This window comes from Amycolatopsis sp. NPDC051372 (assembly GCF_040682095.1).
Classification (GTDB): Bacteria; Actinomycetota; Actinomycetes; order Mycobacteriales; family Pseudonocardiaceae; genus Amycolatopsis.
This window is the reverse complement of sequence record NZ_JBFBAF010000013.1, coordinates 191,801-216,490: the sequence shown is the minus strand read 5'-3', so window position 1 is coordinate 216,490 and position 24,690 is coordinate 191,801. Positions and strand designations below refer to the sequence as shown.

20 protein-coding genes and 2 pseudogenes are annotated in these 24,690 nt (G+C 71.2%); 13 read left to right on the top strand and 9 right to left on the bottom strand.

Annotated elements, in window-relative coordinates; genetic code table 11:
• Nucleotides 1-13 precede the first annotated feature (13 nt).
• The 3 genes from AB0M56_RS21485 (at nucleotide 14) to AB0M56_RS21475 (ending at nucleotide 2,890) form a co-directional block, all read left to right on the top strand.
• Nucleotides 14-1,603, top strand: coding sequence for a glycoside hydrolase family 13 protein (locus AB0M56_RS21485; RefSeq protein ID WP_364178848.1), 1,590 nt, complete (start codon nucleotides 14-16; stop codon nucleotides 1,601-1,603).
• A gap of 84 nt (nucleotides 1,604-1,687) precedes the next feature.
• On the top strand, nucleotides 1,688-2,206 hold the full coding sequence (locus tag AB0M56_RS21480; RefSeq protein ID WP_364178846.1) for a hypothetical protein: 519 nt from the start codon (nucleotides 1,688-1,690) through the stop codon (nucleotides 2,204-2,206).
• Nucleotides 2,207-2,317: 111 nt separating this feature from the next.
• Nucleotides 2,318-2,890 (top strand): dihydrofolate reductase family protein, encoded by a 573-nt coding sequence (locus tag AB0M56_RS21475; RefSeq protein ID WP_364178844.1) that lies wholly within the window; start codon nucleotides 2,318-2,320, stop codon nucleotides 2,888-2,890.
• A 14-nt stretch (nucleotides 2,891-2,904) separates the two neighbouring features.
• Here the strand turns inward: AB0M56_RS21475 and AB0M56_RS21470 are convergent, their stop codons facing one another.
• Nucleotides 2,905-3,477, bottom strand: coding sequence for an AAA family ATPase (locus AB0M56_RS21470; RefSeq protein ID WP_364178842.1), 573 nt, complete (start codon nucleotides 3,475-3,477; stop codon nucleotides 2,905-2,907).
• Nucleotides 3,478-3,526: 49 nt separating this feature from the next.
• Nucleotides 3,527-4,828, bottom strand: coding sequence for a hypothetical protein (locus tag AB0M56_RS21465; protein ID WP_364178904.1), 1,302 nt, complete (start codon nucleotides 4,826-4,828; stop codon nucleotides 3,527-3,529).
• A 133-nt stretch (nucleotides 4,829-4,961) separates the two neighbouring features.
• Here AB0M56_RS21465 and AB0M56_RS21460 point away from each other — a divergent pair, with 133 nt between their 5' ends.
• The gene (locus AB0M56_RS21460) at nucleotides 4,962-6,419 is read left to right on the top strand and encodes an ABC transporter substrate-binding protein (RefSeq protein WP_364178840.1); all 1,458 of its coding nucleotides are present in this window, start codon (nucleotides 4,962-4,964) and stop codon (nucleotides 6,417-6,419) included.
• A 132-nt stretch (nucleotides 6,420-6,551) separates the two neighbouring features.
• Here AB0M56_RS21460 and AB0M56_RS21455 read toward each other — a convergent pair whose 3' ends face one another.
• Both AB0M56_RS21455 and AB0M56_RS21450 read right to left on the bottom strand, forming a co-directional pair.
• Nucleotides 6,552-7,334: an NPP1 family protein gene (locus AB0M56_RS21455; RefSeq protein ID WP_364178838.1), complete on the bottom strand. Its 783-nt coding sequence runs from the start codon at nucleotides 7,332-7,334 to the stop codon at nucleotides 6,552-6,554.
• A 120-nt stretch (nucleotides 7,335-7,454) separates the two neighbouring features.
• Nucleotides 7,455-8,192: an SDR family oxidoreductase gene (locus AB0M56_RS21450; protein ID WP_364178837.1), complete on the bottom strand. Its 738-nt coding sequence runs from the start codon at nucleotides 8,190-8,192 to the stop codon at nucleotides 7,455-7,457.
• 103 nt (nucleotides 8,193-8,295) lie between these two features.
• Between AB0M56_RS21450 and AB0M56_RS21445 the strand changes: the two genes are divergently transcribed.
• A complete protein-coding gene (locus AB0M56_RS21445; protein WP_364178835.1) occupies nucleotides 8,296-8,928 on the top strand; it encodes a methyltransferase domain-containing protein in 633 nt (210 codons plus the stop codon).
• A gap of 39 nt (nucleotides 8,929-8,967) precedes the next feature.
• Here AB0M56_RS21445 and AB0M56_RS21440 read toward each other — a convergent pair whose 3' ends face one another.
• The 4 genes from AB0M56_RS21440 to pip form a co-directional block, all read right to left on the bottom strand.
• Nucleotides 8,968-10,869, bottom strand: a complete 1,902-nt coding sequence (locus tag AB0M56_RS21440; RefSeq protein WP_364178833.1) for a S8 family serine peptidase — start codon at nucleotides 10,867-10,869, stop codon at nucleotides 8,968-8,970.
• A 243-nt stretch (nucleotides 10,870-11,112) separates the two neighbouring features.
• Nucleotides 11,113-12,498: a dihydrolipoyl dehydrogenase gene (gene lpdA, locus AB0M56_RS21435; protein ID WP_364178831.1), complete on the bottom strand. Its 1,386-nt coding sequence runs from the start codon at nucleotides 12,496-12,498 to the stop codon at nucleotides 11,113-11,115.
• A gap of 52 nt (nucleotides 12,499-12,550) precedes the next feature.
• Nucleotides 12,551-13,336 (bottom strand): lysophospholipid acyltransferase family protein, encoded by a 786-nt coding sequence (locus AB0M56_RS21430; RefSeq protein WP_364178830.1) that lies wholly within the window; start codon nucleotides 13,334-13,336, stop codon nucleotides 12,551-12,553.
• 63 nt (nucleotides 13,337-13,399) lie between these two features.
• On the bottom strand, nucleotides 13,400-14,806 hold the full coding sequence (pip, locus tag AB0M56_RS21425) for a prolyl aminopeptidase (protein WP_364178828.1): 1,407 nt from the start codon (nucleotides 14,804-14,806) through the stop codon (nucleotides 13,400-13,402).
• 37 nt (nucleotides 14,807-14,843) lie between these two features.
• Here pip and AB0M56_RS21420 point away from each other — a divergent pair, with 37 nt between their 5' ends.
• From AB0M56_RS21420 to AB0M56_RS21390, 7 genes and pseudogenes are all read left to right on the top strand, one after another.
• Entirely contained in the window at nucleotides 14,844-15,881 is a 1,038-nt protein-coding gene (locus AB0M56_RS21420) for a LacI family DNA-binding transcriptional regulator (RefSeq protein WP_364178826.1), read from the top strand.
• 78 nt (nucleotides 15,882-15,959) lie between these two features.
• The gene (locus AB0M56_RS21415) at nucleotides 15,960-16,643 is read left to right on the top strand and encodes a response regulator transcription factor (RefSeq protein WP_364178824.1); all 684 of its coding nucleotides are present in this window, start codon (nucleotides 15,960-15,962) and stop codon (nucleotides 16,641-16,643) included.
• A gap of 2 nt (nucleotides 16,644-16,645) precedes the next feature.
• Entirely contained in the window at nucleotides 16,646-17,992 is a 1,347-nt protein-coding gene (locus AB0M56_RS21410; RefSeq protein ID WP_364178821.1) for a HAMP domain-containing sensor histidine kinase, read from the top strand.
• A 189-nt stretch (nucleotides 17,993-18,181) separates the two neighbouring features.
• Nucleotides 18,182-19,563, top strand: a pseudogene (locus AB0M56_RS21405) (amino acid permease).
• A complete protein-coding gene (locus tag AB0M56_RS21400; protein WP_364178819.1) occupies nucleotides 19,560-20,333 on the top strand; it encodes a carbon-nitrogen hydrolase family protein in 774 nt (257 codons plus the stop codon). Before AB0M56_RS21405 ends, AB0M56_RS21400 begins: the two are co-directional and overlap by 4 nt.
• Nucleotides 20,330-22,024: pseudogene (locus tag AB0M56_RS21395) on the top strand (NAD(P)/FAD-dependent oxidoreductase). The gene AB0M56_RS21400 and the pseudogene AB0M56_RS21395 overlap by 4 nt, the downstream one beginning before the upstream one ends.
• Nucleotides 22,025-22,136: 112 nt before the next feature.
• Entirely contained in the window at nucleotides 22,137-22,769 is a 633-nt protein-coding gene (locus tag AB0M56_RS21390; RefSeq protein WP_364178817.1) for a TetR/AcrR family transcriptional regulator, read from the top strand.
• 178 nt (nucleotides 22,770-22,947) lie between these two features.
• Here the strand turns inward: AB0M56_RS21390 and AB0M56_RS21385 are convergent, their stop codons facing one another.
• Nucleotides 22,948-23,676 (bottom strand): TetR family transcriptional regulator, encoded by a 729-nt coding sequence (locus AB0M56_RS21385; RefSeq protein ID WP_364178814.1) that lies wholly within the window; start codon nucleotides 23,674-23,676, stop codon nucleotides 22,948-22,950.
• A 67-nt stretch (nucleotides 23,677-23,743) separates the two neighbouring features.
• Between AB0M56_RS21385 and AB0M56_RS21380 the strand changes: the two genes are divergently transcribed.
• Nucleotides 23,744-24,628 (top strand): alpha/beta hydrolase, encoded by an 885-nt coding sequence (locus tag AB0M56_RS21380; RefSeq protein WP_364178812.1) that lies wholly within the window; start codon nucleotides 23,744-23,746, stop codon nucleotides 24,626-24,628.
• Nucleotides 24,629-24,690 lie beyond the last annotated feature (62 nt).

Below are 24,690 nucleotides of genomic sequence, written 5' to 3'. Positions count from 1 at the left end.
GGAGGACTACGCAGTGACCGAACTGTCTTCGGCTTGGTGGCGCAGCGCGGCCATCTACCAGGTCTACATCCGCAGCTTCGCCGACGGAAACGGCGACGGCATCGGCGACCTCGCCGGCGTCCGGTCCAAACTGGACCACCTGGCGGAGCTGGGTGTGGACGCCATCTGGTTCACGCCGTGGTACCCGTCGCCCATGGACGACGGCGGCTACGACGTGGCCGACTTCCGTGACATCGAACCGCTTTTCGGCACCCTCGCCGAGGCCGAGGCGCTCATTGCCGAAGCGCACGAGCGCGGCATCCGCGTGATCATCGACATCGTGCCGAACCACTGCTCCGACGAGCACCGGTGGTTCCAGGCGGCACTCGCCGCCGGGCCGGGATCGGTCGAGCGCGAGCGGTTCTGGTTCCGCCCGGGCCGCGGCGCCGACGGCTCGGAGCCGCCGAACAACTGGAAGTCTCGCTTCGGCGGGCCCGCGTGGACCCGCGTCGAGGACGGGGAGTGGTACCTGCACCTGTACAGCTCGCGCCAACCCGACTTCAACTGGGACAACGCCGACATCCGCGCGGAGTTCGAGGACGTGCTGCGGTTCTGGTTCGACCGCGGCGTCGACGGCTTCCGCATCGACGTCGCCGACGGGCTCATGAAGGACCCCGCGCTGCCCGACGTCGAGGACGGGGACGAGACACCGTTCTCCGACCAGGAGGGGCTGCACGAGATCTACCGGTCGTGGCGCAAGATCGCCGATTCCTACGCGGGCGAACGCGTGCTCGTCGGCGAGATGTGGCTGCCCGACATGTCCCGCGCCGCGCGCTACCTGCGCCGCGACGAGCTGCACTCGGCGTTCAACTTCGACTTCCTGGTGTGCCCGTGGGACGTCTCGCGCTTCCGCGACGTCATCTCGCGCACGCTGCGGGCCCACGACGAGGTCGGCGCGCCCGCGGCGTGGGTGCTGTCCAACCACGACGTGACGCGGCACGTCACGCGGTACGGCCGCTCCGGCGACACGGGTTTCTCGTTCGCGGATCGGCTGCACGGCTCGCCGGTTTCGCTCGCCCTGGGCACCCGCCGAGCGCGGGCGGCGGCGCTGCTGACTTTGGCGCTGCCCGGCGGCGTGTACGTGTACCAGGGCGAAGAGCTGGGGTTGTGGGAGGTCGAGGACCTCCCTTCGGAGCTGCGGCAGGACCCGGTGTGGGCGCGGACCGACGGCGCGGACCCGGGCCGGGACGGGTGCCGGGTGCCGCTGCCGTGGTCGGGTCCTGCCGCACCGTTCGGCTTCGGCACGGGGACGCCGTGGCTGCCGCAGCCGTCATCGTGGGCCGAATACACGGCTTCCGCGGAGGCCGCGGACCCGGCGTCGATGCTGTCGTTGTACCGCGACGGCCTGCGGATCCGCACGGAGCAGGCGGCGCTCGGCGCGGGTGCGCTGGAGTGGCTTCCGCTCGGTGACGGCGTGCTGGCGTTCACACGGGAGCCGGGGTTCACGTTCGTGCTGAACTTCTCCGCCGCGGCGGTTCCGTTGCCGGCCGGGGAGATTTTGCTGGCGAGCGGTCCGGTCACGACGGAGATTCCGACGGACACTGCCGTGTGGCTACGGTCCTGACCGGCGGTGGAGGGCGTCACGGGGGCGCCCTCCACCGCCGTCAGCCGGGACCGGTCCCCATCGAGCATGGCTAACGTCCGTGCTGTGATCGACAAACGCATCCCGACAGTGGCGCTCGGCTTGCTGGTCCTCGCCGGGTGCTCGGCCTCGCCGACCTCGGCCCCTCCGCTCACGACCGCCGCTCAGCTCGACAGCATCTGCGCGGATGTCGGCGCCAAGGTCGGCCCGCTGCCGTCGCTGAAGGACCTGGACGACGCGACCCACATCGTGCCCATGCTCGACACGCAGCTCGCCGCGGCCCAGGACGCCCAGCGGCGCCTGGGCAGCGTGCTGGCCGCCGCGGCCGACCGCTCGCGGTACTCGGACTTCCAGGCCAAGTGGGCCGCGGCCGCGACCACCCTGGGCAAACTCCGCGACACGTGGCACGACCCGTACGTGGATAGCCCGGGCCTTCCGGAATCCGCTCACTCGGACAGCGCCGCGGCCCTCTCCGTCTACGCCGCCGAAACCGACGCCCGCCGCGACACCACCGCACTCCGCGACGCCGCGACCCGCGCCGAGCTCTCCCCCTGCGCCACCATCGCGTGGCACACGGACACCTGATCGTCGCGGGTCGCCGGAGATTTTTCCGGCGCCGGTGTCGATCGGCGTCGAGCGGATTCGTAGGCAGGGTGAGGGGCCGCCCGGCCCCGAACCTCACGCAAGGAGCACACCATGACCGCCACCTACACCTTCGACGTCTTCTCCAGCCTCGACGGCTACGGCTCCCACACCGGCGACTGGGGTGGCTACTGGGGCAAGCAGGGCCCGGAGCTGCTGGCGCGCCGCCTCGAGCTGTACGGCGAGGGGCAGCGGATGGTGTTCGGGAAGACCACGTTCACGGACAACGCGGAGATGTTCGCCGAGTTCGGCGTGGAGAACCTCGACCCCTGGGTCGCCCGGATGCGGAAGCTGCCGGCCACCGTCATCTCCACCACCCTGCGCGGCCCCTTGGACTGGCCCGACGCGACCGTGGCTGCCGGCGACGCCCTCGACGTCGTCGCGCGCCTCAAGAAGGAGTCCGACGCCCCGCTGCGCTCGCACGGCAGCCTGGCGATGAACCGCGCCCTGATGGCCGCCGGCCTGGTCGACCGCGTGCAGCTCACGGTCTTCCCCGTGCTCACCGGCCGCACCGGCGCCGCCCGCATCTTCGAGGGGGCCGAGGACTTCGACCTGGAGCTCCTCGAAAGCCGCACCTTGGACGGCCACACGCAGGAACTGATCTACCGGCCCACGCGGCATCCGTGAGCGGACTCAGGCGATCAGCTTGTTCGTGCGCGGGCGGCGCGAAGGCGTTCGAACGCTTTCGGCCGCCCGATCGCGTCGAGGCGGCCGGCGATCGCGCGGGCGCAGTCAGCCGCCGTGCGGGCAGTGGTGTCCACGACGAGGTCGTTGTCCCGGTGGGAGTAGATCAGCGTCTGCGAGGCGGCGAGTCCGTGCGGCCGGTCACCGCGCGAGCGCTCCCGCCGGGCGAGTTCCTCCGGCGCGCAGTGGACGTCGACCAGGGTGACGTCGTAGCCGTCGAGGACGACGAGGAGGTCGTCGAGGCGCCACGGCTCGCTGAGCAGGTAGTCCATGACCACGTCGTTCCCCGTGGACGCGAGGGCTGCGACGGCGCGGTGGTAACCCCGCCGGGTTCGTCGCAGCATCTCCTGCACTCCGGCGTCGTCGAGCGCACGGGTGTAGCGCGTCGACCGCATCCCGTTGATCCCGTCGACGGGGACGTGGAACCAGGGATCGGGCAGGACCGCGAGCAGTGCCTGCCCGATGCTCGACTTCCCCGAGCTCGACGGGCCGTTGAGGAGAATGACCCGGCCACGCGCCTCTGTCTCCATGATCGAACTGTAGTCAACGGCGCCGATCGATCTCCCGACCGACCAGGCCTCAGGCAGTCAGCTTCAGCACATCCACCCCACGCACGTTGTCCGCCACATACACATACCCGTCATGCCAGTACGGCGCCCACGAGCTCGCGTCCGCCGGGCGGAAGTAGGCGATCTGGCGCGGGTTGGTCGGGTCGCTGACGTCGAGGAAGCGCGTGCCCTGGGAGTAGAAGGACTGGACGAGCACGTGGTCGCGCAGGTCGAAGTAGTGGGCGGAGCAGTCGTCGGAGGCGGGGTCGCTGCCTTCCTGGCCCGCGACACTCCAGGTGCCGATGCTCTGCAGCCGGAAGGGGGCCGTCGCGGTCGAACGCCAGCCTTCGCCGTGGTACGAACCGGCCAGGGACGAGATGGTGAGCACGCCGTCGCCCGCGCAGCCGTCGAGGAAGTTCTCCTCGGTGGCGTACACGAGGTCGTGGCCGCGCCAAGCGCCGGCGTCGCGGGGGCCGACCGGGTGGAAGCTGTTGTGCAGGAACTTCGACGGCGCGGCGGTCTCGTCGACGCCGCCCCCGGCGTACGGGATGGGCTCCAGCGCGGTGGCGCGATGCACGCCGCCGCGGACGGGGTCGCGGTGCAGGCCGCTGGTCCAGTAGCCGCGGACGCCGCCGCGGCCCGAGACCCACGCGACGCCCGCGGAGTCGACCTGGACGTCGTGGACGTAGTCGGTCTGGCCGTCGTTGCGGGCGAGCTCGATGGGGTCGGGGTGCACGACAGGGTGGCGCGGGTCGCGCACGTCGGTGACCCAGATCGGGCGCCCGCCCCAGTCGGCCGGCTGGTCGTCGGCCTTCGCAGGGCCGCCGGTCCACAGGTAGCGGCAGCCGTCGACGCAGCTGGTGGTGTGGCCGGCGGGCACGCGCACGTAGCTGAGGATCGTGGGCTTCTCCGGGCGCGAGACGTCGACGACGTAGATGCCCGATTCGCCGGTGTGCGTGTTGCCCTCGAACGCGCGCGGGTCGCGCGAGAGGAACACCAGCTTGCGCTGTGCGTCGACCTCCGTGTCCTCGGTCTCCCACAGGCCGGGCAGGCTGAGCTGCCCGACCGCCTTCGGTGCGGCGGGGTTGCGGGTGAGGTCGTAGACCTTGAGGCCGAACTCGCCGGACACCACCATCACGTCGCGGTGGCCGTAGGACAGGAAGTTGGCGGAGATCGCGCCCGCCGCGTCGGGCACGTTGCCGACGGCGCGCACGCCCTTGACCGCGCCGGGATCACCGGCGGTGTGTTTGGCCTGCACCGCGGGCTTGTCGTCCTCGCCGCACGCGGCCGCGGGCAGCTCGGTCGCGATCAGCGTCGCGGCGACAGTGGTCAGGGCCAAGCAAGATCGAACCCACCAGCGGCGCACACGAACCTCCCAGAACGCCCAGCGTGACCGTTGCACTCTAAGACGGTGACCAACCGGACACAACCGCCTTTCGTCTCTTTCCAACTGGTATTAAGACACCATGCGCCTGCCCACCCTGCTCGCCGCCGCAGTGGTGGCGTTGTCCGCGCTCGCCGGCTGTTCGTCCGACGAGCCGGCGCGCCCGGGCGTCGTCACGGTCGGGCTGCAGGAACCGGGCACGCTGCTGCCCGCCGACGTCGACGACCAGGCCGGGCGCTTCGTCACGGGCGCGCTCTGGACGCCGCTCGCCGACTACGACCCGGCCACGGGCAAGCTCACCCCGCGCGCCGCCGCGTCGATCACGAGCACTGACCGCGTGACGTGGACCGTGAAGCTGCGCCCTGGCCTGAAGTTCCACGACGGCACCCCGGTCACCGCGAAGTCCTATGTGGACACGTGGCGGGCCATCGCCGGCGAGAACTGGGAGGTCACACCGGTGCTGACGAAGTCGTTGCGGGCCAAGCAGATCACGGCCCCCGACGCGGCGACGATCCGGCTCGTGCTCGGCCGTCCGAGCAGCCAGGTGCCGGCGTGGCTCTCGGCGCCGGGGCTCGTGCCGATGCCCGCCTCCGTGCTCGCTTCGCACGACTGGAACGGCTTCGCCCGCCACCCCGTCGGCGACGGCCCCTTCCGCCTCGCCGACGACTGGGCCCCCGGCACCGGCGGCACGCTCCTGCGCATCGCCCCGGCCGGCGAGCTGGCGACCGAGGTCGACCTGCGCGTGGGTGACCCGGTGGAGCAGTACGACGCCGTGCGCGACGGCTCGCTCGACCTCGTCACCTCCGTCCCCGGCGAACGCCACGAAGCCATGCACACCGACTTCGCCGACCGCCACACCACCTGGCCCCTGCCCGAGGCCGGCTACCTCGTCTTCCCCACGACCGACCCCCGCTTCGCCGACGCCGCCGTGCGCCACGCCTTCGCCCTGGCCGTCGACCGCTCAGCACTGGAGGCCGGGCCCCTCGCCCACCAGGTCGACCCGGCCCACGCCCTCCTGCCACCCTCCGACGCCCCCGGCGAACGCACCGGCACCTGCCGCCCCTGCTCCTTCGACGCGGCCGCCGCCAAGTCACTGCTGGGCCAGTCCGGCTTCACCGGCCCCACCACGGTGTACTTCGACCCCGCCGCGGGCCAGTGGACGCGCCCGCTCGCCGTCGGCTTGACCACGGCACTGGGGGTTCCGGTGACCGCCGCCCAACGGCCGACCGAGCAAGCGACCGGTCCGTCTACTGTGGACTTGAATCTCGCCTCGGCCAGCCCTGCGGACTTGCTGTCGGCCCTGGCTTCCGCCTCGGGCTACTCGGACGCCGGCTTCGAGCAGGACCTCGCGGCCGCGGAGTCCGCGGCCACCGCCGCGGAAGCCGGGCAGCTGTACCGGGTCGCCGAGAACCAGCTGCTGCGCGACCTCCCGGTGGCTCCTTTGTGGACGGGCCACGGGCACGCCGTGTGGTCGCCCCGCCTGCACGACGTCACGGCGGCGGCGTTCTCGGGTATCGACCTGGCCGGGCTTTCTGTCTGATCACCGTTTCGCGAGCCGCGCGGGAACCTCGACAAATCAGCGCGCAGGTGGCACACGCCCCTCGAAAGGGAGCAGATGTTCTACCGCCTGTTCGACGAGTTCCGCCGCGACAAAGTCATTCCCTGACCCGAATCAGGCGTTCGGGTCCAGACCGACGTCGGCGGGCTTCGCGGTGGCGAGTGTCCCGTTGAAGCGGTCGTCCGTCAGCTTGAAGGTCGCGTCGCCGAAGTCGGCGGAGGTGAGTTTGTCGCGGATGCCCGAGGGGTAGTTGTCCCAGCCCACGAGGCCCTTGACCTGCCACACGCCCTCGTCGTTCTCGGGGGGCTCGTCGCCGTCGCCGGCCTTGGGGAAGCGGAAGTCGTGGGTCGTGACGCCGTCCTTGTGGTACACGGCCTTCGGGTGGCTGTCCTGGAACGGGACCTCCGACGCGGGCTTCGTCTCGTAACCCTGGTGCTGGGAAACGGAAATGTACTTCGCCTGGTCGTCCTGCACCCACACGACGATGTGCTCCCAGTCGTGCTTGTGGCCGGCCGACACGGGGCCGTCGGAGACCTGGTCCTTCTCGAAGTAGTACCCGTACAGGTAAGCGCACCAGCCGTTGTTGCACTTGGACCTGGAGTAGACGTTGGTGTTGGCCAGATCGGACTTGTCGTGGCAGTTGCCGTTCACGGCGCCGCCGAGGTCGAGGCCCGGGTTGAGCGTGCCGTCGGGTCCGATGGCCGGGGTGTTGTAGCAACCGTCCTTGTCGAAGTCGAGCGCGGGCTGCCACTTGGCGTCGGCGGCGGGCGCGCGGGCCGGCAGAGCCGAGGGCGGGTCGGCCCACGCGGTCGCCGAACCGAAAGCGATCGAACCGAATGTCACCGTGGCGATCGCCAGCGGTACGACGGCCAACCGACGCAACGTGCGGTGCTTCATCGAGCGGGTCCCTTCTCGTGATCGCACGCCCAGCGTGGTCCCGGGACACCAGCACCGCAGCGTGGATCAGACCACTCGAAGATCCTTGCCCGAACGGGTAACTCCGGCGGTACGGAAGGGTCAGCCCCTCCCGATGAACGGCATGGTCGTGGCCGTGATGGTCAGGAACTGGACATTCGCGTCCAGCGGCAGCCCCGCCATGTACAGCACCGCGTCGGCCACGTGGCCCGCGTCGAAGGTGGGCTCGGCGAGCACGCGGCCGTCGGCCTGTGGGATGCCGCCGGACATGCGCTCGGTCATCTCTGTGGCGGCGTTGCCGATGTCGATCTGTCCACAGGCGACGTTCCACGCGCGGCCGTCGAGGGAGATCGACTTGGTCAGCCCCGTGACGGCGTGTTTCGTGGCGGTGTAGGCGACGCTCGCGGGCCGCGGCGCGTGCGCGGAGATCGAGCCGTTGTTGATGATCCGCCCGCCCATGGGTTCCTGGTCCTTCATCAGGAGCACGGCCTGCTGCGCGCACAGGAACATCCCGGTGAGGTTCGTGTCGACCGTCCGGCGCCAGCGCTCCACCGACAGGTCCGCGACGGTCCCACCCACCGACACCCCGGCGTTGTTCACCAGCAGATCCAGCCGGCCCCACCGCCCGCGCACCGCCTCGAACAACGCCGCCACGGCCTCGGGCGAAGCGACGTCCGTGGGCACGACCAGCGCACCTTCGGCACCGTCCGCCGTCTCCTCCAGCGCTTCGGCCCGGCGCCCGGCCAGCGCGACCTGGTAGCCAGCGTCCAGCAGCGCCCGTGCCACCCGCCGGCCGATGCCCGAACCTGCTCCCGTGACCACCGCGGTCTTCGTCGTCATCCCACCCCTCCTCGGCCTCGCAGGCCAGCACGCTGCCACACCATCCGGGTCACCACAATCCACGTCGTGGACTCGCGGCCGTCGCGGGGGCAGACTTGCGGAAATGGGACCACGAGACACTCTGCTCGCCGGGCTGGCGCGGCAGCTCGGCCACCCCAGCGGCCTGCCCGGCCGGGCCGTCGGGCGGCTGCTGAACCGCGCCAACCGAGGCAACGTGACAGCGGCTGTCGAAGCACTCGACCTGAAACCCGGGGAGACCGCGCTCGACATCGGCTTCGGCGGTGGCCTGGGCCTCGACCTGCTGCTGCGCGCCGCGGCGGGCGGCACGGTGCACGGCGTCCACATCTCCGACACGATGATCGCCAAGGCCCGCGCCGCGTTCCCCGCGAACATCGCCGCCGGCCGGTTGCGCCTGCACCGCGGCACGATGACCGCGCTGCCGCTGGAAGACGCGTCGATGGCCGCCGCGATCGCGCTGAACACGGTGTACTTCATCGACGACCTCGACCTGGCGTTCGCGGAGGTCGCCCGCGTGCTCACGCCAGGTGGCCGGTTCGTGCTCGGCATCGGCGACCCGGAAGCCATGAAAGCCATGCCGTTCACCGAACCCGGCTTCCGGCTGCGCCCGGTCGCCGACGTCGAGACGGCGCTGGGCGAGGCGGGCCTGAGCCTGGACCGCCACCAACGCATCGGCGAGGGCACTCGCGCCTTCCACCTGCTGATCACGAGCAGGTGAGCCGGCGGCCCCGGTCGCCCAGGGCCGCCGGAACCCCGCCTAGCTCTGTGGCACGCCCAGTGCCTCCAGCGCCGGGCCCGCCATGATCACGCCGGCGCCCGTCACGGCGTCGTACCCGGGCGCGCCCAGGTCGATCGCGCTCGACACCAAGGCCGAGCGGATCTCCGCGGGTGTCGCGGTGGGCTTGCCCGACAGCAGCAGCGCCGCGATGGCGGCCGCGTGCGGGGCCGCCGCGGACGTGCCGTAGAACGGCTGGAAGCCGGCCACGGACGTGGCGACGCCGTCGGCCGCGGTGATGTCCGGCTTGGCGCGCGTGGCGCCGCCCGTCGAGGAGACGTTGCCCGGGGTGACCTCGGTGCCGTCGGGGTTGAAGAACAGGTGGCGCTCACCGTCGGAGGTGAAGCGTTCCCATTTGCTCGCCGCGGTGAACTGGCCCGGGAACGGGCCGGCCGGGTTCGCCGGGTCGCCCGTCTCGAGTGGACGGCCGAACGCCGTCGCCGCCGGGGCCGCCGCCACGCTGAACGCGTCGGCCGCGGCCGAGTGGCCCGAGGTGACGCCCGCCGTGCTGAACGCCTTGAGCGAGCCCGATGCGACGAACCGACCGCGGATCACGTTGAGCGCGAGGAACCGGTCGGCGCCGCTGTACTTCACCACGGCCACGCGGTAGCCCGAGCCCGTGGTCGGCACCGAGGCGATCTCGTACGGGTTCTGCGAGCCGGTCTGCGGGTTGTCGCTGGAGGACACGACGCTGCCGGACGCGTTGAGGATGAACAGGTCGTAGTCGTTGCCCGACTTGCCCCACGGGTCCGACCAGAACAGCGTGACCGGCTTGCCGAGCGAACCCGCCGAAAGCGGGTCGGAGGTCTGCACCGCCGAGCCCGGGTCGAAGTCGTGCGGCGTGCCGCTGATGCCCGGCAGCGTGGAGGCCGAGGCGCGGAAGTCGCCTTCGTAGTAGCCGCTGGTGCCGTCGGTGAGGTTGCCGGAGTTGCCGGCGGAGGAGAAGTACAGCGTGCCCGCGGCGGTCACGTCGTTGACGGCCTGCGCGACCTGCGTGTCCTGGAACGGCGACTCGTCGAAGTAGGCGACGTCGTCGACGATCACGGTGCAGTGGCCGGTGGTGCGCAGGGCGCGGATATTGGCGGCGAAGCTCGCTTCGCTGGTGAACGCGGTGGCGAAACCGAGCGTGGCGCCGGGCGCGAGGTCGTGGACGATCTCGAGCATCGCTGTGCCCTCGTCGCCGCTGCCGGCCTGGCCCGCCAGCACGTCGACGGCCGGCAGCTCACCCGCGGCCTGCGACTTCGACAGGGAGTTGACGCCGTCGGACAGCACGCAGACCTTGATGCCGGAGCCGGTCACGCCGTACTGCGCGCGGGCGGTGCCGGCGCCGTGGGCCTTGTCGCCTTCGGACACCTGCGTCACCGCCTGGGCCACCAGCTCACGACGCGGGTCCTGCTCACGCCACGTCATCGCCTGCGCGGCCGGCGCGACGGCGGCCACATCACCGCGCGCCGCGATCTTGTCCACGGCGGCGAGCGGCAGGTCCGCTCGCACCGCGCCGTCCGGCGAGGCGTAGCGGACGGTGCCGCCGGCCGCACGCACGGCCTGGGCCACGGCGGTCCCGGTGGTGCCGGTAATGCCGGTGATGTCGACGGAGACCGCACCGGTCTTCGCCACGGGCAGGCCGGTGCGGTAGTCGGGCAGCAGCGCGGCGAGCGCATGGTCGGCCCGCAGGCGCTTCTCGATCACCAGCCGGCTGTCCTGCTTGCGCTCCGCGGGCGTCAGCGACTTCTTGATGCCCTGCAACGCGCTGATGCCGGTCTCGGTGCGCTGCGCGACGACGTCGGCCGCGGACGGCTGCGCGCTCGCCACGCCGGCGCCCAGCAGCACGACCCCCACCGCCAACGGCACCGACCGAGTGGCAGCCCGGCTGAATCTCCGCATCGACTCTCTCTCCCTGCCTCGCCCGCCACACCGGCGGTAGTCAGAAGAATCTAGAGAGTCACCACCGCGCAGTACACCGACAAAAGTTTGAATCGTCCGATGTGTCCACTCCGTGGACGCGGTGGTCGGCGTAGCGGCCCGTCCCCCGCTCGTGGACGCTCTCCGGGCAGACGGGTGATGAACCGGAGGACAACGACGCCGGACCGTCCGCAGTGGACGATCCGGCGTCGTGGCGGGAAGACCTCAGAAGTTGATCATGTGTCCGGCCAGGCCGTGGATCGCTTCCTTCACCGCCTCGCCCAGGGTCGGGTGGGCGTGGACGTTGCGGGCGACCTCGTGCACGGTCAGGTCCCACTGCTGGGCCAGCGTGAGCTCGGGCAGCAGCTCGGTCACGTCCGGGCCGATGAGGTGCGCGCCGAGCAGCTCGCCGTACTTGGCGTCGCTGAGGATCTTGACGAAGCCGCCGGCGTCGCCGAGGCCGTGGGCCTTGCCGTTGGCCGTGAAGGGGAACTTGGTGACCTGCACGTCGTAGCCCTTGTCGCGGGCCTGGGCCTCGGTCCAGCCGAAGCTGGCAATCTGCGGCTGGCAGTAGGTCGCGCGCGGGATCATCACGAAGTCCAGCTCCATGGTCTCCGCGCCGGCGATCGTCTCGGCCGCGACGATGCCCATGGACTCCGACGCGTGCGCCAGCATGAGCTTCGCCGTCACGTCGCCGATGGCGAACAGGTGGGGCACGTTGGTGCGGCCGCGGCCGTCCACCGCGATGGCGCCGCGCTCGGTGAGCTCGACGCCGGTGTTCTCCAGGCCGTAGCCCTTCACGTTGGGCGCGAAGCCGATGGCCTGCAGGACCTTGTCGGCCTCCAGCACGTCCTGCTTCCCGTCCTTCGACACCGTGACCCGGACTTTCGCGCCCGAGTCGTCGATGGCCTCGACCTTGGTGCCGGTCAGCACCTTGATGCCGAGCTTGCGGTAGCGCTTGGCCAGCTCCGCCGACACCTCGGCGTCCTCGAGCGGCACCATCCGGTCGAGGAACTCGACGATGGTCACGTCCACGCCGTAGTTGCGCAGCACGTACGCGAACTCCACGCCGATCGCGCCGGCGCCCGCGATGACGATGCTCTCGGGCACCTCGCTCTCGAGGATCTGCTGTTCGTAGGTGACCACGCGGTCACTGCGGGAAGTGCCGGGCAGCAGACGCGCCGTGGCGCCGGTCGCGATGACGCAGTGGTCGAAGGTGATCTGCTCGCCGTTGACCTCGAGGGTGTGGTCGTCGACGAACGTGCCGTGGCCGTCGTACTCCGTGATCTTGTTCTTCTTCATCAGGAAGTGCACGCCCTTGACGCGGCCGTCCGCGACCTTGCGGCTGCGCTCGTAGGCGGCCGAGTAGTCGAAGCGGATCTCGCTGTCGGAGGAGATGCCGTAGGTGGCGGCTTCTTCCTTCACCGTGTGCGCCAGCTCGGCGTTGCGCAGCAGCGCCTTCGACGGGATGCAGCCGACGTTGAGGCACACCCCGCCCCAGTACTTCTCCTCGACGACCGCCGCGCTCAGACCGAGCTGCGTGGCGCGAATGGCGGCCACGTAGCCGCCGACACCGGCCCCCAGGACCACGACGTCATAGTGTGCACTCATACCATCCAAATTACCCCGAACCGGCTGGCGGGGCGGGGTGACGGTGCTCGCCTCACGCACGGTCGCCGGGGGGCGCTTCGCCGCGGATCCCGGCCAGCAGATCCGTCACCGCGCGCATGATCCGGGCGGTCGCTTCTTCGAGCACCTCGCGGGTCGGCGCGCCGTTGCGGAGATCCGAAAGGTCCACCGGCGGACCCGCCACGAGCTCGACGGTCTTGCGCGGGATCCCGTGCGGGAACCAGGCCCCGGCGGGCAGCAGGTGGTGCGTGCCCCAGTTCGCGACGGGCACCACCGGCACGCCGGTCTCCAGCGCGATCCGCGCGACGCCCGTCTTGCCCTTCATCGGCCAGCCGCCGGGGTCGCCCGAGAACGTGGCCTCCGGGAAGATCGTCACGCACTCGCCGGCTTCCACCGCCTTCACGGCGTCGCGGTATGCGCCTGCCGCCGTCGGCGCTCCGCGGTACACCGGGATGTGCTGCCCGGACCGCATCACCGAGCCGACCACCGGCAGGTCCCACAGGCTCGACTTGGCCAGGTACCGCGGCACGCGGCCGGCGGCGAGGCAGAACGCCGTGAGCGTGGTCGGGTCGGCGAACGACAGGTGGTTCGACGCCACCAGCACCCCGCCCGAGGCCGGGATGTGGCGCGCGCCCCGCACGCGGAAGCGGCTGAACAGCACGAGGAACTGCCAGACCACCTCGATCGCGAAGCTGTACCAGGCACCACGGCCGGCGCGGGCGAAGCGCCGGCCGTAGGCCTCCATCTGACGGAAGGTGAGCAGCTCCCCCTCGTTCTCGAGCGGGGTCCAGCGTTCGCGCGACCGGTTTCGCAGGGCCATGAGCGTCATTCGTAGCCGAAGAACACTCGGCTCGGTGACCCCGGGTCCCGGACGCGGCGCGGATCACACCCGCTCGAGGACCACCACGGGGATCTCGCGGTCGGTCTTCTTCGCGTATTCGTTGTAGTCCGGCCACACCGCGGCGAGCTTGTCCCACAGCCGGGCGCGCTCCTCGCCGGAGACCGTGCGGGCCCGGGCGGTGAACTTGTCGGCCAGCACCTGGACGCCGGCCTCCGGGTTGGCCTCCAGGTTGAGGTACCAGCCGGGGTGCTTCGGCGCGCCGCCCTTGGAGGCGACGATGACGGGGTTGCCGTCCACCTCCTGGTAGATGAGCGCGAACTTGCGGTCCTCACCGGACTTGCGGCCCTTGGTCGTCAGGACCAGTGTCGGCACGCCGGGCTGCCACTCGTGGCCGACCTCGCCGTCGGTCTCCTCGTAGCGGCGGACGTGCTCGTCACCAAAAAGCATCCGTGTGTTTCCTCTCGGCTCGTCGATCTCGTGGTCGTCCCAGCCTGCCGCGAACCGGTCGGTCGTGCTGATCAGCTCGTGCAGGGTCCGGGGCTCGTCGAAGGCGTGACCGGCGTCGGAGATCATCTTCAGCTCCGCGCCGGGCAGGACCTGCGCCAGCTCCCACGCCGTGGTCGCGGGAGTGACGACGTCGTACCTTCCCTGCACGAGAACGCACGGGATGCCCGTGAGCTTCCCGGCCTCGCGAATGAGCTGGTCCTCGGCCAGCCAGCCGCCGTGGCGGAAGTAGTGGTTCTCGATGCGCGCGATGGCGAGCGCGAACTCCGGTTCGGTGAACGCCGACACCACTTCCTCCTGCGGCGTGTACTTCACCGTCTCGCCCTCCCACCGGCTCCACGCGATCGCCGCCGGTCCGTGGACTTCGGGGTCCGGGTGGTGCAGCAGCTCGTGGTAGACCTCGAGCAGGTTGTCGCTGCGGCGCGCGTACGGCACGGGCGCGAGGAACCGCGACCACGCCTCCGGGAACAAGCACGCGGCGCCGCCGCCGAAAAGCCACTGGATCTCTTTCACCCGCAGCGTCGCGACTCCGCGCAGCACGAGCTCGCTGACGCGGCGCGGGTATTGCTCGGCGTACGCGAGGGCAAGCACGCTGCCCCAAGAGCCCCCGAACAGCTGCCACCGGCCGATGCCGCGGTCTTCGCGCAGGAGCTCCATGTCGGCGACCAGGTGCCAGGTGGTGTTCACCGACAGGTCCGCCTCGGCCGTGCTGCCATGGGGTGTGCTGCGGCCGCAACCGCGCTGGTCGAACAGCAGGATCCGGTACCGCTCGGGGTCGAACAGCCGCCGGTGCCGCGCCGACGCGCCGCCACCGGGACCGCCGTGCAGGAACGCCACCGGCTTGCCCTCGGGGTTCCCGCACTCCTCCCAGTAGATTACGTTGCCATCGCCCACCGGCAGCATCCCGTGGTCGTAGGGTTCGATTTCCGGGTACAGACCGAGCATGGGGCCACTATGCCCGAGGAACCACCATGGAGGAGCGATGAAGTCCGGGCCGCACGTGACCCTGGCGGACGTGGCACACAGCGCCGACGTGTCACTCGCCACGGCTTCGCGGGTGCTCAACGGCACCGCGTCCGTCCGCATGGACCTGCGCGATCGCGTGATGTCGGCCGCGGCTGAGCTCGCGTACGCACCGAACGCACACGCGCAGGCACTCGCCGGAGGGACACATCGGACGGTCGGGGTGATCTGTCACGATGTGTCCGATCCGTACTTCTCCGCGGTCGCCGGCGGGGTCATGAAGGTGGCCAACGGCAACGGCCTGCTCGTGATGCTCGCCGACACGTTCCGCGACGCCGACCGCGAAGTGGCGTATGTCTCGGCGCTGCGGGCGCAGCGGGCTTCGGCGATCGTGCTGATCGGGTCGGCGTTCGAGGACCGCTCGTGGGAACGCGCGATGGCCGCGGAGCTCGACCCGTACCGCCGTGGCGGCGGCCAGGTCGCCGCCGTCAGCCGGCACCGCGGGCTCAAGGTGGACACCGTGCAGCCCGACAACCGCGGCGGCGCGGCCGCGCTGGCGAAGGCGCTCGTCGGGCTGGGCCACAAGCGGTTCGCCGTGCTGGCCGGGCCGACGCGGCTCACGACGGTGTGCGACCGGCTCGACGGGTTCGCCGAGGAGCTCGCCGCCCACGGCGTCACGCTGTCCGACGAAGACGTCCTCGAGACCGCCTTCACCCGCGACGGCGGCTACGAAGCGGCGAAGCGGCTATTGGAGCGGCCGAAGCGGAAGCGCCCGACGTGCGTGTTCGCGGTCACAGACCTGATGGCGATCGGCGCGCTGGCCGCGTTGCGCGAGGCCGGCGTCGCCGTGCCGGGCGAGATCTCCGTGGCGGGCTTCGACGACATCCCGGTGGTCCGCGACCTCACGCCGGCGCTCACCACGGTCGCGCTTCCCTTGGAACAGCTTGGCGAACGCGCGATGGACCTCGCGCTCAAGGGTTCCGGCGCGCGAGCGCGCACGGTCCGGGTCAACGCCGAGGTCGTGCTGCGCGAAAGCACCGCGCGTCCGAGGCGCTGAGCACCGTCCTTTGTAGACGTAACCGGGTTCCGCGGATTTCCCGGCACTCCCGGCCAGGGTGTTGGTTAGGCTGCTCCCGTGGCCAAGGTGCTGGTGGTGGAGGACGACCTGACGATCGGCGGCGTCCTGGAGTCGTCGCTCGCGCGCCACGGCCACGAGGTGCGCTGGTGCCGCGACGGCCGCAGCGCCCTGAACGAGGCCGGGGCCGAGCTCGTGCTGCTCGACCTGGGCCTGCCCGACCTCGACGGGGTTGACGTGTGCCGCCGCCTGCGCACGAGCATGCCGGGTGCCGTCGTCGTGATCCTCACCGCGCGGGCCGACGAGATGGACGTGGTCGTGGGCCTCGACGCGGGCGCCGACGACTACCTCACCAAACCCATCCGCCTCGGCGAGCTGCTCGCCCGCGTGCGAGCCCACCTGCGCCGCGGCGCGCCCGTGAACCCCGCGGTGCCGGTGGTCACCGTCGGCTCGCTCGTGGTCGACGCGGCGAGCCGGCGCGCGGTCGTCGGCGGGCGGGAGGTGGACCTGCGGGCGCGGGAGTTCGACCTGCTGGCGCGTCTCGCCGAGCAACCGGGCGTGGCGGTGAGCCGGGAGCGGCTCATGGCCGACGTCTGGGACGCGAACGCCCACGGTTCCACCAAGACGCTCGACGTCCACATCGCGGCCTTGCGGCGCAAGCTCGCCGACGCCGCGCCCGAGCCGGCCGACGTGCCCCGGATCGCCACCCTGCGCGGGCACGGCTACCGCCTGGAAGAGGCCTGAGCGTGCGCCGCCGGATCGTGACGCTCACGGTGCTGGCCGCCGTGGTGGCCACCGTGCTGTTCGGGCTGCCGCTGGCCGTCGCCGCGCTGTGGTACTTCCGTGAGGACACCAGTTCCGAGCTCGAACGCGCCGCCGACGGCACCGCACTGGAGGTGTCCGACGCGCTCGCCGCCGGGCGCGTGCCCCGCCAGCCGGTTCAGGACAGCGCGACCGTCGGGATCTACGACCCGAGGGGACAGCTGGTCTCCGGCGCGGGCCCGGAAACCGCCGACGCGGTGGTGCACCAGGTGTCCGGGGCGGACGTCGATGTGGCGTCCGGACCGGTCGACGGCGAGGACGTGCTGGCGGTGCCCGTGATGGACGGCGCGCGGCTCGCGGGCGTGGTCCGAGCGGCGATGCCGCACACCGTGCTCCTGCGCCGCGTCGGCCTGACCTGGCTCGGGATGATCGGGTTCGGCGTCGCCGCCGTGGCCGCGAGCTGGCTCATCGCGCGGCGCATCGTGGCCCGGTTGTCGAGCCCGCTGGAGGAGCTGTCCTCCGCCGCGACCCGGCTCGGCGACGGTGACTTCACCGCTCGCAGCCCCCGCGCGGGCATCGCCGAGATCGACCGGGTCGGCGCGGCGCTGGACGTGACCGCAGAGCGGATCGGCGAGACACTCGATCGCGAACGCGCGTTCTCGGCCGAGGCGTCCCACCAGCTGCGCACGCCCCTCGCCGGCTTGCGGCTGCAGCTGGAGGCCGCGCTGGAGACGCCCGGACTCGACCCGTACGAGGCGATCCGCGCCGGCATCGACTCGGCCGACCGGCTCGAGCGCACGATCGACGACCTGCTCGCGTTGTCCCGCGAACGCCGGGCACCGCGTGCGGAGCTCGACCTCGACGCGGTGCTGGCCGAGCTGCGTGAGGCCGGCGCTCCGCTGCTCAACGGCCGCGGGCTGCACGTCGAGGTCGTCGACCCGCCCGCCGTCCGGGCCTCGGCGGCGGCCGTGCGGCAGGTCCTCGCGGTGCTGCTCGACAACGCGACCACGCACGGCTGTGGGCCGGTCACCGTCGTCGCGCGCGATGCGGGCGGCGCGCTCGCCATCGACGTGGCCGACGACGGCCCTGATCTCGGCGACACCGACCCGTTCGCCCTGGCCCGCACCGCGCCGCCGGGGCACGGCATCGGGTTGCGGCTGGCCCGCAGCCTGGCCGAGGCCGAAGGCGGGCGGCTGCGGCTGTCGAGCCCGCACCCGCCGACGTTCACCTTGCTGCTGCCCGCGAGCGACGACCCGGCGGAGCCGGCCGCACCCGCGGAGCCGGCTGAAGCGGCCCAGCCGGCTGAGCCGGCGCCCGCCGTCGCGGAGTGAACAGATCACCGTTTCCGACCGTGAAAGTGCAATGAACCACCCAGATCTCATCCGGACGCGCAACGTTTTCCAGTTTTCGGGGCACACTTCGCTCGATACCGTGGCTCGCACCCGATCTTCATCGCAGCCTCGACGACGAGGAGTAGCCAGGTGACGTCCACCCCGACCCGCGTGCGGTTCGGCACTGCGCTGGGGCGCCGCAAACCGGTCGCGGACCTGGTGGCCGAAGCCGGCCACGGCCCGTTGAAACGGTCGCTCGGCTGGGCCAGCTCACGATGCTGTCCATCGGCGCGACACTGGGCAGCGGCATCTTCGTGGTGCTCGGCGAGGCCGTGCCGGTGGCCGGGCCCGCCGTGGTGGTCTCATTCGTGCTCGCCGGGGTCACGGCGCCGTTCTCCGCGCTGTCCTACGCCGAGCTCGCGGGCCTGATCCCGCTGTCGGGCTCGTCGTACTCCTACGCGTACGCCACACTCGGCGAGCTGGTGGCGTCAGTCTGCGGCTGGTGCCTGATCCTGGAGTACGGCGTGTCCGTGGCGTCGGTGGCCGTCGGCTGGGGCCAGTACATGAACGAGCTGCTGCGGCTGGCGTTCGGATTCGCGCTGCCCGAGCCGATCAGCGGCCCACCCGGCGACGGCGGGCTGGTGAACGTGCCCGCGATCGTCGTGGTGCTGCTGGCGATGGTGCTGCTGCTTTCGGGTGCGAAGGAGAGCGCGCGGGCCAACGCGATCATGGTCGTCGTGAAGATCGCGACGCTGGTCCTGTTCTGCGCCATCGCGTTCACCGCGGTGCAGGCCAAGAACTTCACGCCGTTCCTGCCGCTGGGCCTCGCCGGCATGAGCGCGGGTGGCGCGAAGCTGTTCTTCTCCTACATCGGGTTCGACGCGGCCTCGACCGCCGGAGAGGAGGCCCGCAACCCGCAGCGCGACCTGCCCCGCGCGATCCTGCTCTCGCTCGGCATCGTCACGGTGCTCTACTGCCTGGTGGCCGTCGCGGCGGTCGGCGCCCTGCCCTGGCAGCAGTTCGACGACCAGCAGGCCGCCCTGTCGCACGTGCTGACCTCGGTGCTGGACAGCCCGTTCTGGGCCGGCGTGCTCGCCGTCGGCGCCATCGTGGCGATCTCCAGCGTGGTGCTGACCGTCCTCTACGGACAGACGCGGATCCTGTTCGCCATGTCGCGCGACGGGCTCGTACCCAGAGCACTGTCCACAGTGCACCCGAAGACCGGCGTACCGCGCACGAACACCCTGGTGGTGTCGGCTTTCGTCGCCGTGCTCGCCGCGTTCGTACCGCTGGGCAAGCTCGCCGACGCGACCAGCATCGGCACGCTCTTCGCGTTCGGTCTGGTCAACATCGCCGTGCTCGTGCTGCGCCGGCGCCGCCCGGACGACCCGCGCACGTTCCGCGTGCCGTTCTCCCCCGTCACGCCGATCCTGGGCGTGCTGTGCTGCGCGTACATGATGTTCAGCCTCGACGGGGCCACGTGGGTCGTGTTCGGCGGCTGGATGCTGCTCGGGCTGGTGCTGTACTTCGCTTACGGCATCCGGCGTTCGCGGCTGGCGGCGGCGAAATGATCGTCGCCGTCCACCAGGGTGCTTACGAGGACCTGCCCGCCGCGCTCGCTGCCGCGGCCGAAGGCGGCGCACAGCTCGTGGTCACCGCGGAGATGATCACCACGGGGTACGCCATCGGCGCCGCCGCGGTCGCCGAGCGCGCCGAGCCGGCCGACGGAGCGCTGGCTCAGGAACTGGGCGCGCTCGCGGCCGAGCACGGCGTGGCGCTGGTCTACGGCTACCCCGAGCGCGACGGCGCCGCCGTGTACAACTCGGCGCAACTGCTTTCCGCACAAGGGGAACGGCTCGCCAACTACCGCAAGACGCACCTCTACGGCGAGATCGACCACAGCCAGTTCTCCCCTGGCGTGGACCTGGTGGTGCAGGCGGACCTCGGTGGGCTGCGCGTGGGACTGCTCATCTGCTACGACGTGGAGTTTCCCGAGCCGGTGCGGGCGCACGCCCTCGCCGGCACCCAGTTGCTGCTCGTGCCGACCGCCTTGATGCGGCCGTACGAGCGGGTCGCGGACGCGCTCGTCCCCATCCGGGCGCACGAAAGCCAGCTGTATGTCGTGTACGCGAACCGCTGTGACGCCGAGGGTGAGCTGACCTACTGCGGCCACTCCACCGTCGCCTCCCCCGAGGGGACCGTGGCGAAAGCCGGCGAAGGACCCGAGCTGATCTTCGGCGACGTCGACCCGGCCGTACTCGCGCGCCCGGGGAACACCTACCTGGCCGATCGCCGGCCCGCGTTGTACCGATCCCTGACCGAAGAAGGACCCCAGGCATGACCTCCGCCGTCCCGACCGCGATTCCCACGGACGAGCCGGCCGGGCGCCCGATCACCATGTTCGGCCCCGACTTCCCGTTCGCCTACGACGACTACCTCACCCACCCCGCCGGCCTTGGCACCGTGCCGGCGGAGCACCACGGCACGGAGGTCGCCGTGATCGGCGGCGGGCTCTCGGGCGTCGTCACGGCCTACGAACTCATGAAGCTCGGGCTGCGCCCGGTGGTGTACGAGATCGCCGAACTGGGTGGCCGCCTGCGCACGCACCACTTCCCCGGCCTGCCCGACGACGTGGTCGCCGAAATGGGCGCCATGCGCTTCCCGCCGGCGTCCACCGCGTTGTTCCACTACATCGACAAGGTGGGGCTCGAGACCTCACCGTTCCCGAACCCGCTCGCGCCGGCGACGCCGAGCACCGTCGTGGACCTCAAGGGGCAGAGCCACTACGCGCGCACGCAGGACGATCTGCCACCGGTGTTCAGCGAAGTCGCCCAGGCGTGGCAGCGCACGCTCGACGAGCACGCGTCCTTCGCCGAGATGCAGACCGCGATCCGCGACCGCGACGCGAAAACCGTGAAACGGATCTGGAACGAGCTCGTGCCGCGCCTGGACAACCAGACCTTCTACGGCTTCCTGTGCGATTCGCCCGCGTTCGCGTCGTTCCGCCACCGCGAGATCTTCGGCCAAGTCGGTTTCGGCACGGGCGGCTGGGACACCGATTTCCCCAACTCGATCCTGGAGATCCTGCGGGCCGTGTACACCGGCGCCGACGACGAGCACCGCAGCATCACCGGCGGCAGCAGGCAGCTGCTGGCGCGGTTGTGGGACCACGCACCGGAAACGCTCGCGCACTGGGCCGCCGGCATCAGCCTCGCCGCGCTGCACGAAGACGGCCTGCCGCGCCCCGGCGTCACGCGGCTGCACCGCACGGCGCCGAACAACGTGACCGTGACCGACGCGTCCGGGCACATCCGCACGTTCCGCGCCGCGGTGTTCACCGCGTAGAGCTGGATGCTGCTGTCCAGGATCGAATGCGACGAAGCGCTGTTCCCGATCGACCACTGGACGGCCATCGAGCGCACGCACTACATGGAGTCGTCGAAGGTGTTCGTGCCGGTGGACCGGCCGTTCTGGCTCGACCGCGACCCCGCGACCGGGCGCGACACGATGAGCATGACACTGACCGACCGGATGCCGCGCGGCACCTACCTGCTCGGCAACGACCCGGGCAAACCCGCCGTGATCTGCCTTTCCTACACGTGGGCCGACGATTCCCTGAAGTGGCTGCCGCTGAGCGTCTCCGAGCGCGTGGAGGTGATGCTGCAGTCGCTGCGCGAGATCTACCCCGGCGTCGACGTGCGCAAGCACCTCGTGGGCGATCCGGTGACCGTGTCATGGGAGGCGGAACCGCATTTCATGGGCGCGTTCAAGGCGAACCTGCCCGGCCACTACCGCTACCAGCACCGGCTCTTCACGCACTTCAAGCAGGACGCGCTGCCCGAGCGCTACCGCGGGCTGTTCCTCGCCGGCGACGACGTGTCGTGGACCGCTGGCTGGGCCGAGGGCGCGGTGCAGACGGCGCTCAACGCGGCGTGGGGCGTGCAGCGGCACTTCGGCGGCGAGTCGGCGCCGGCCAACCCCGGTCCTGGTGACCTGTTCGACGACCTGGCGCCGATCGAGCTGCCGGACTGACCCCGCGGCCAGTCAAGCCGTACCCGGCGGTAGCCAACCAATGGTGTCCCCGGGCGCGACACCGCCGGAGATCGGTCGGCCCGACTGAACCGATCATGCGAAAATATTACGTATGAATACGGAGCCGGCGCCGAAGTGGCGGAGACTGGAACCGGACGAGCGCAGAGAGCAGATCTACGCCTGCGCGGCACGCCTGTTCGGCGAACGGCCCTACTCGGCGGTGTCCACTTCGGACATAGCCGCGGCTGCCGGGGTCGCGCGGGGGTTGATCAACCACTACTTCGGCACGAAACGCGAGCTGTATCTGGAAATCGTGCGGCGCGCGCTGACCGTGCCGCGGCTCGCGATCGAGATCCTGCCCGAGGGGCCGCTCGAGCTGCGCGCCGACGTGGCCATCGACTGGTTCCTCGACATGGTGCGCTCGCAGGAGAAGACGTGGCTCGCCGCGATCGCGCCCGAGGGCATCGGGCGCGACGCGGAGGTCGACCGCATCCTCGAAGAGGCCGACCGCGAATCGGCCGACCGCGTGCTGGAGGCCGTCGGGCTTTCGCGCGACAGCGAGCACGGTGAGGAGCTGAACGCGGCCGTGCGCGCGTTCGCCGGCATGGTGAAGGCGGCGGGACGCGAGTGGCTCGTGCGGGGTTCGCTGAGCCGGGACCAGGTGCACACGCTGCTGAGCAAATCGCTCGTCACACTCATCGGTGAGGTGTTCCCGCTGATCCAGGGCGAAGTTCCCGGGGAATGACGGAACCCCCGGCACCACGAGGGGGGAGGAAAGTGCCGGGGGCCCCGGCCGGAAGCCTCTCGACCCCCGGCTCCTTTCCACGTTACCCCTGGTCGACGTGGGTTCGGTGTCAGTTTCCCCCGGATCGCACCGGGGTGGTCACACGTTCGGCCCACGCCGGAAGGTTGCTGCCACCCGATCAGGCCCGCGGCTCGGCCTCGAGCTCGGCCAGCCGGTGCGCCAGCCCGTCCACGCAGCGGCGCACCGCGTAGTCGTACAGGCGGGCGTACCAGCCGGCCGCCAGCTCCGGGTCGGCCATCAGCTCCCGCATCGCGCGGCCCTGCGCGGCCATGCCGGGCAGGTCGGCACGGTCGTGATAGGTCGCGTACTCCTCGGTGTTGTCCAGGCGCAACGCGAGCGTGGTGTCGCGGTCGTCCTCCATCGCGACGAACTGGCAGGCCGTGGCGACGAGCAGGTTGTAGGCCAGCACGCTCTCCTCGCCGAAGCCGGCGGCGAGCAGCACGCCGACCCCGCGGTCGATCGTGCGGATGGCGGCCGACACCGACGGCCCGAACAGCACCAGCCGCCGCGCCGTACCGGGGTGCGCCCGCAGCACCGTGCGCAGCTCGGCCAGCAGCTCGGCGAACCAGTCCTGCCACGGCAGATCTTCGTCGGGCAGGCTCAGCAGGCCGACGACGCGATCGAGCACCGCGGCCACGACCGCGTCCCGGTCGCCGACGTGGTGGTAGATCACCGCGGGGTAGGCGTCCACGGCCGCCGCGAGCTGGCGCAACGTCCAATTGTCGAGGCCGCGCTCGGCGGTCAGCGCGACCGCCGCGTCGACCACCTTCTCGGCGGTGACGGCCGGCAGTCCCGCTGCCGCGCGCGAGCGAGGACGGTTCCCGGCCCGCGAGGTCGAAGACGGCATGCGATGTACCGTATCCGGATAACGACGGCGCGTGCCAGGATTCGGGGATCTAGGGCAGGATCAGGGCATGCCCCGTGCCCTGGCCAACGGCCTCGAACTCGAGTACGACACTTTCGGCGACGCCGCGGACCCGCCGCTGGTGCTCGTGATGGGCCTCGGTGCCCAGATGGTGACGTGGGAGACCGGGTTCTGCGAGCTGATCGCGAGCAGGAGATTCTTCGTCGTCCGCTTCGACAACCGAGACATCGGCCTGTCGACCTACCTCGACGAGCTCGGCGCGCCCGACCTCCCGGGGATCGCGGCCGGGCAGGCCTCGGCGCCGTACCTGCTCTCGGACCTCGCCGACGACACCGTCGGCCTGTTCGACGCGCTCGGCTTCGCGAAGGCCCACGTGGTGGGCGCGTCGATGGGCGGGATGGTCGTGCAGCAGCTCGCCATCGACCACCCGGACCGGCTGCTGAGCCTCACGTCGATCATGTCCACGACCGGCGACCCGACCGTCGGCCAAACCTCGCCCGCCGCGCTGGCCACGCTGACGCGCCCGCCCGCGGCGACGCGCGAGGAGGCCATCGAGCAGAGCATCGCCTCCTACCGCACCACCGGCTCGCCGGGTTACCCCGCGACCGACGAGTACCTGCGATTCAAGGCGGCCCGGGGCTACGACCGCGCGCAGCACCCGATGGGCACACTGCGCCAGGCCGCGGCGGTCGTCGCGTCGGGCGACCGCACTGAAGCGCTGCACTCGCTGCGGCTGCCGACGGTGGTCGTGCACGGTGACTCCGACCCGATGATCGACGTGAGCGGCGGCAAGGCCACCGCCGCCGCGATCCCCGACGCCGAGCTCGTGGTCATCCCCGGCATGGGCCACGACCTGCCCGAACCGCTGTGGCCGGAGATCGTGGACGCGATCGTGCGGGCCACGAGCCGCAGTTACCAATCCGGCCAAAAGTAGGCCGACCCCCACGCGGTGCGTAACCGTTGCTACGAAGCCATTCGGCCGTGACTGTGGTCGGA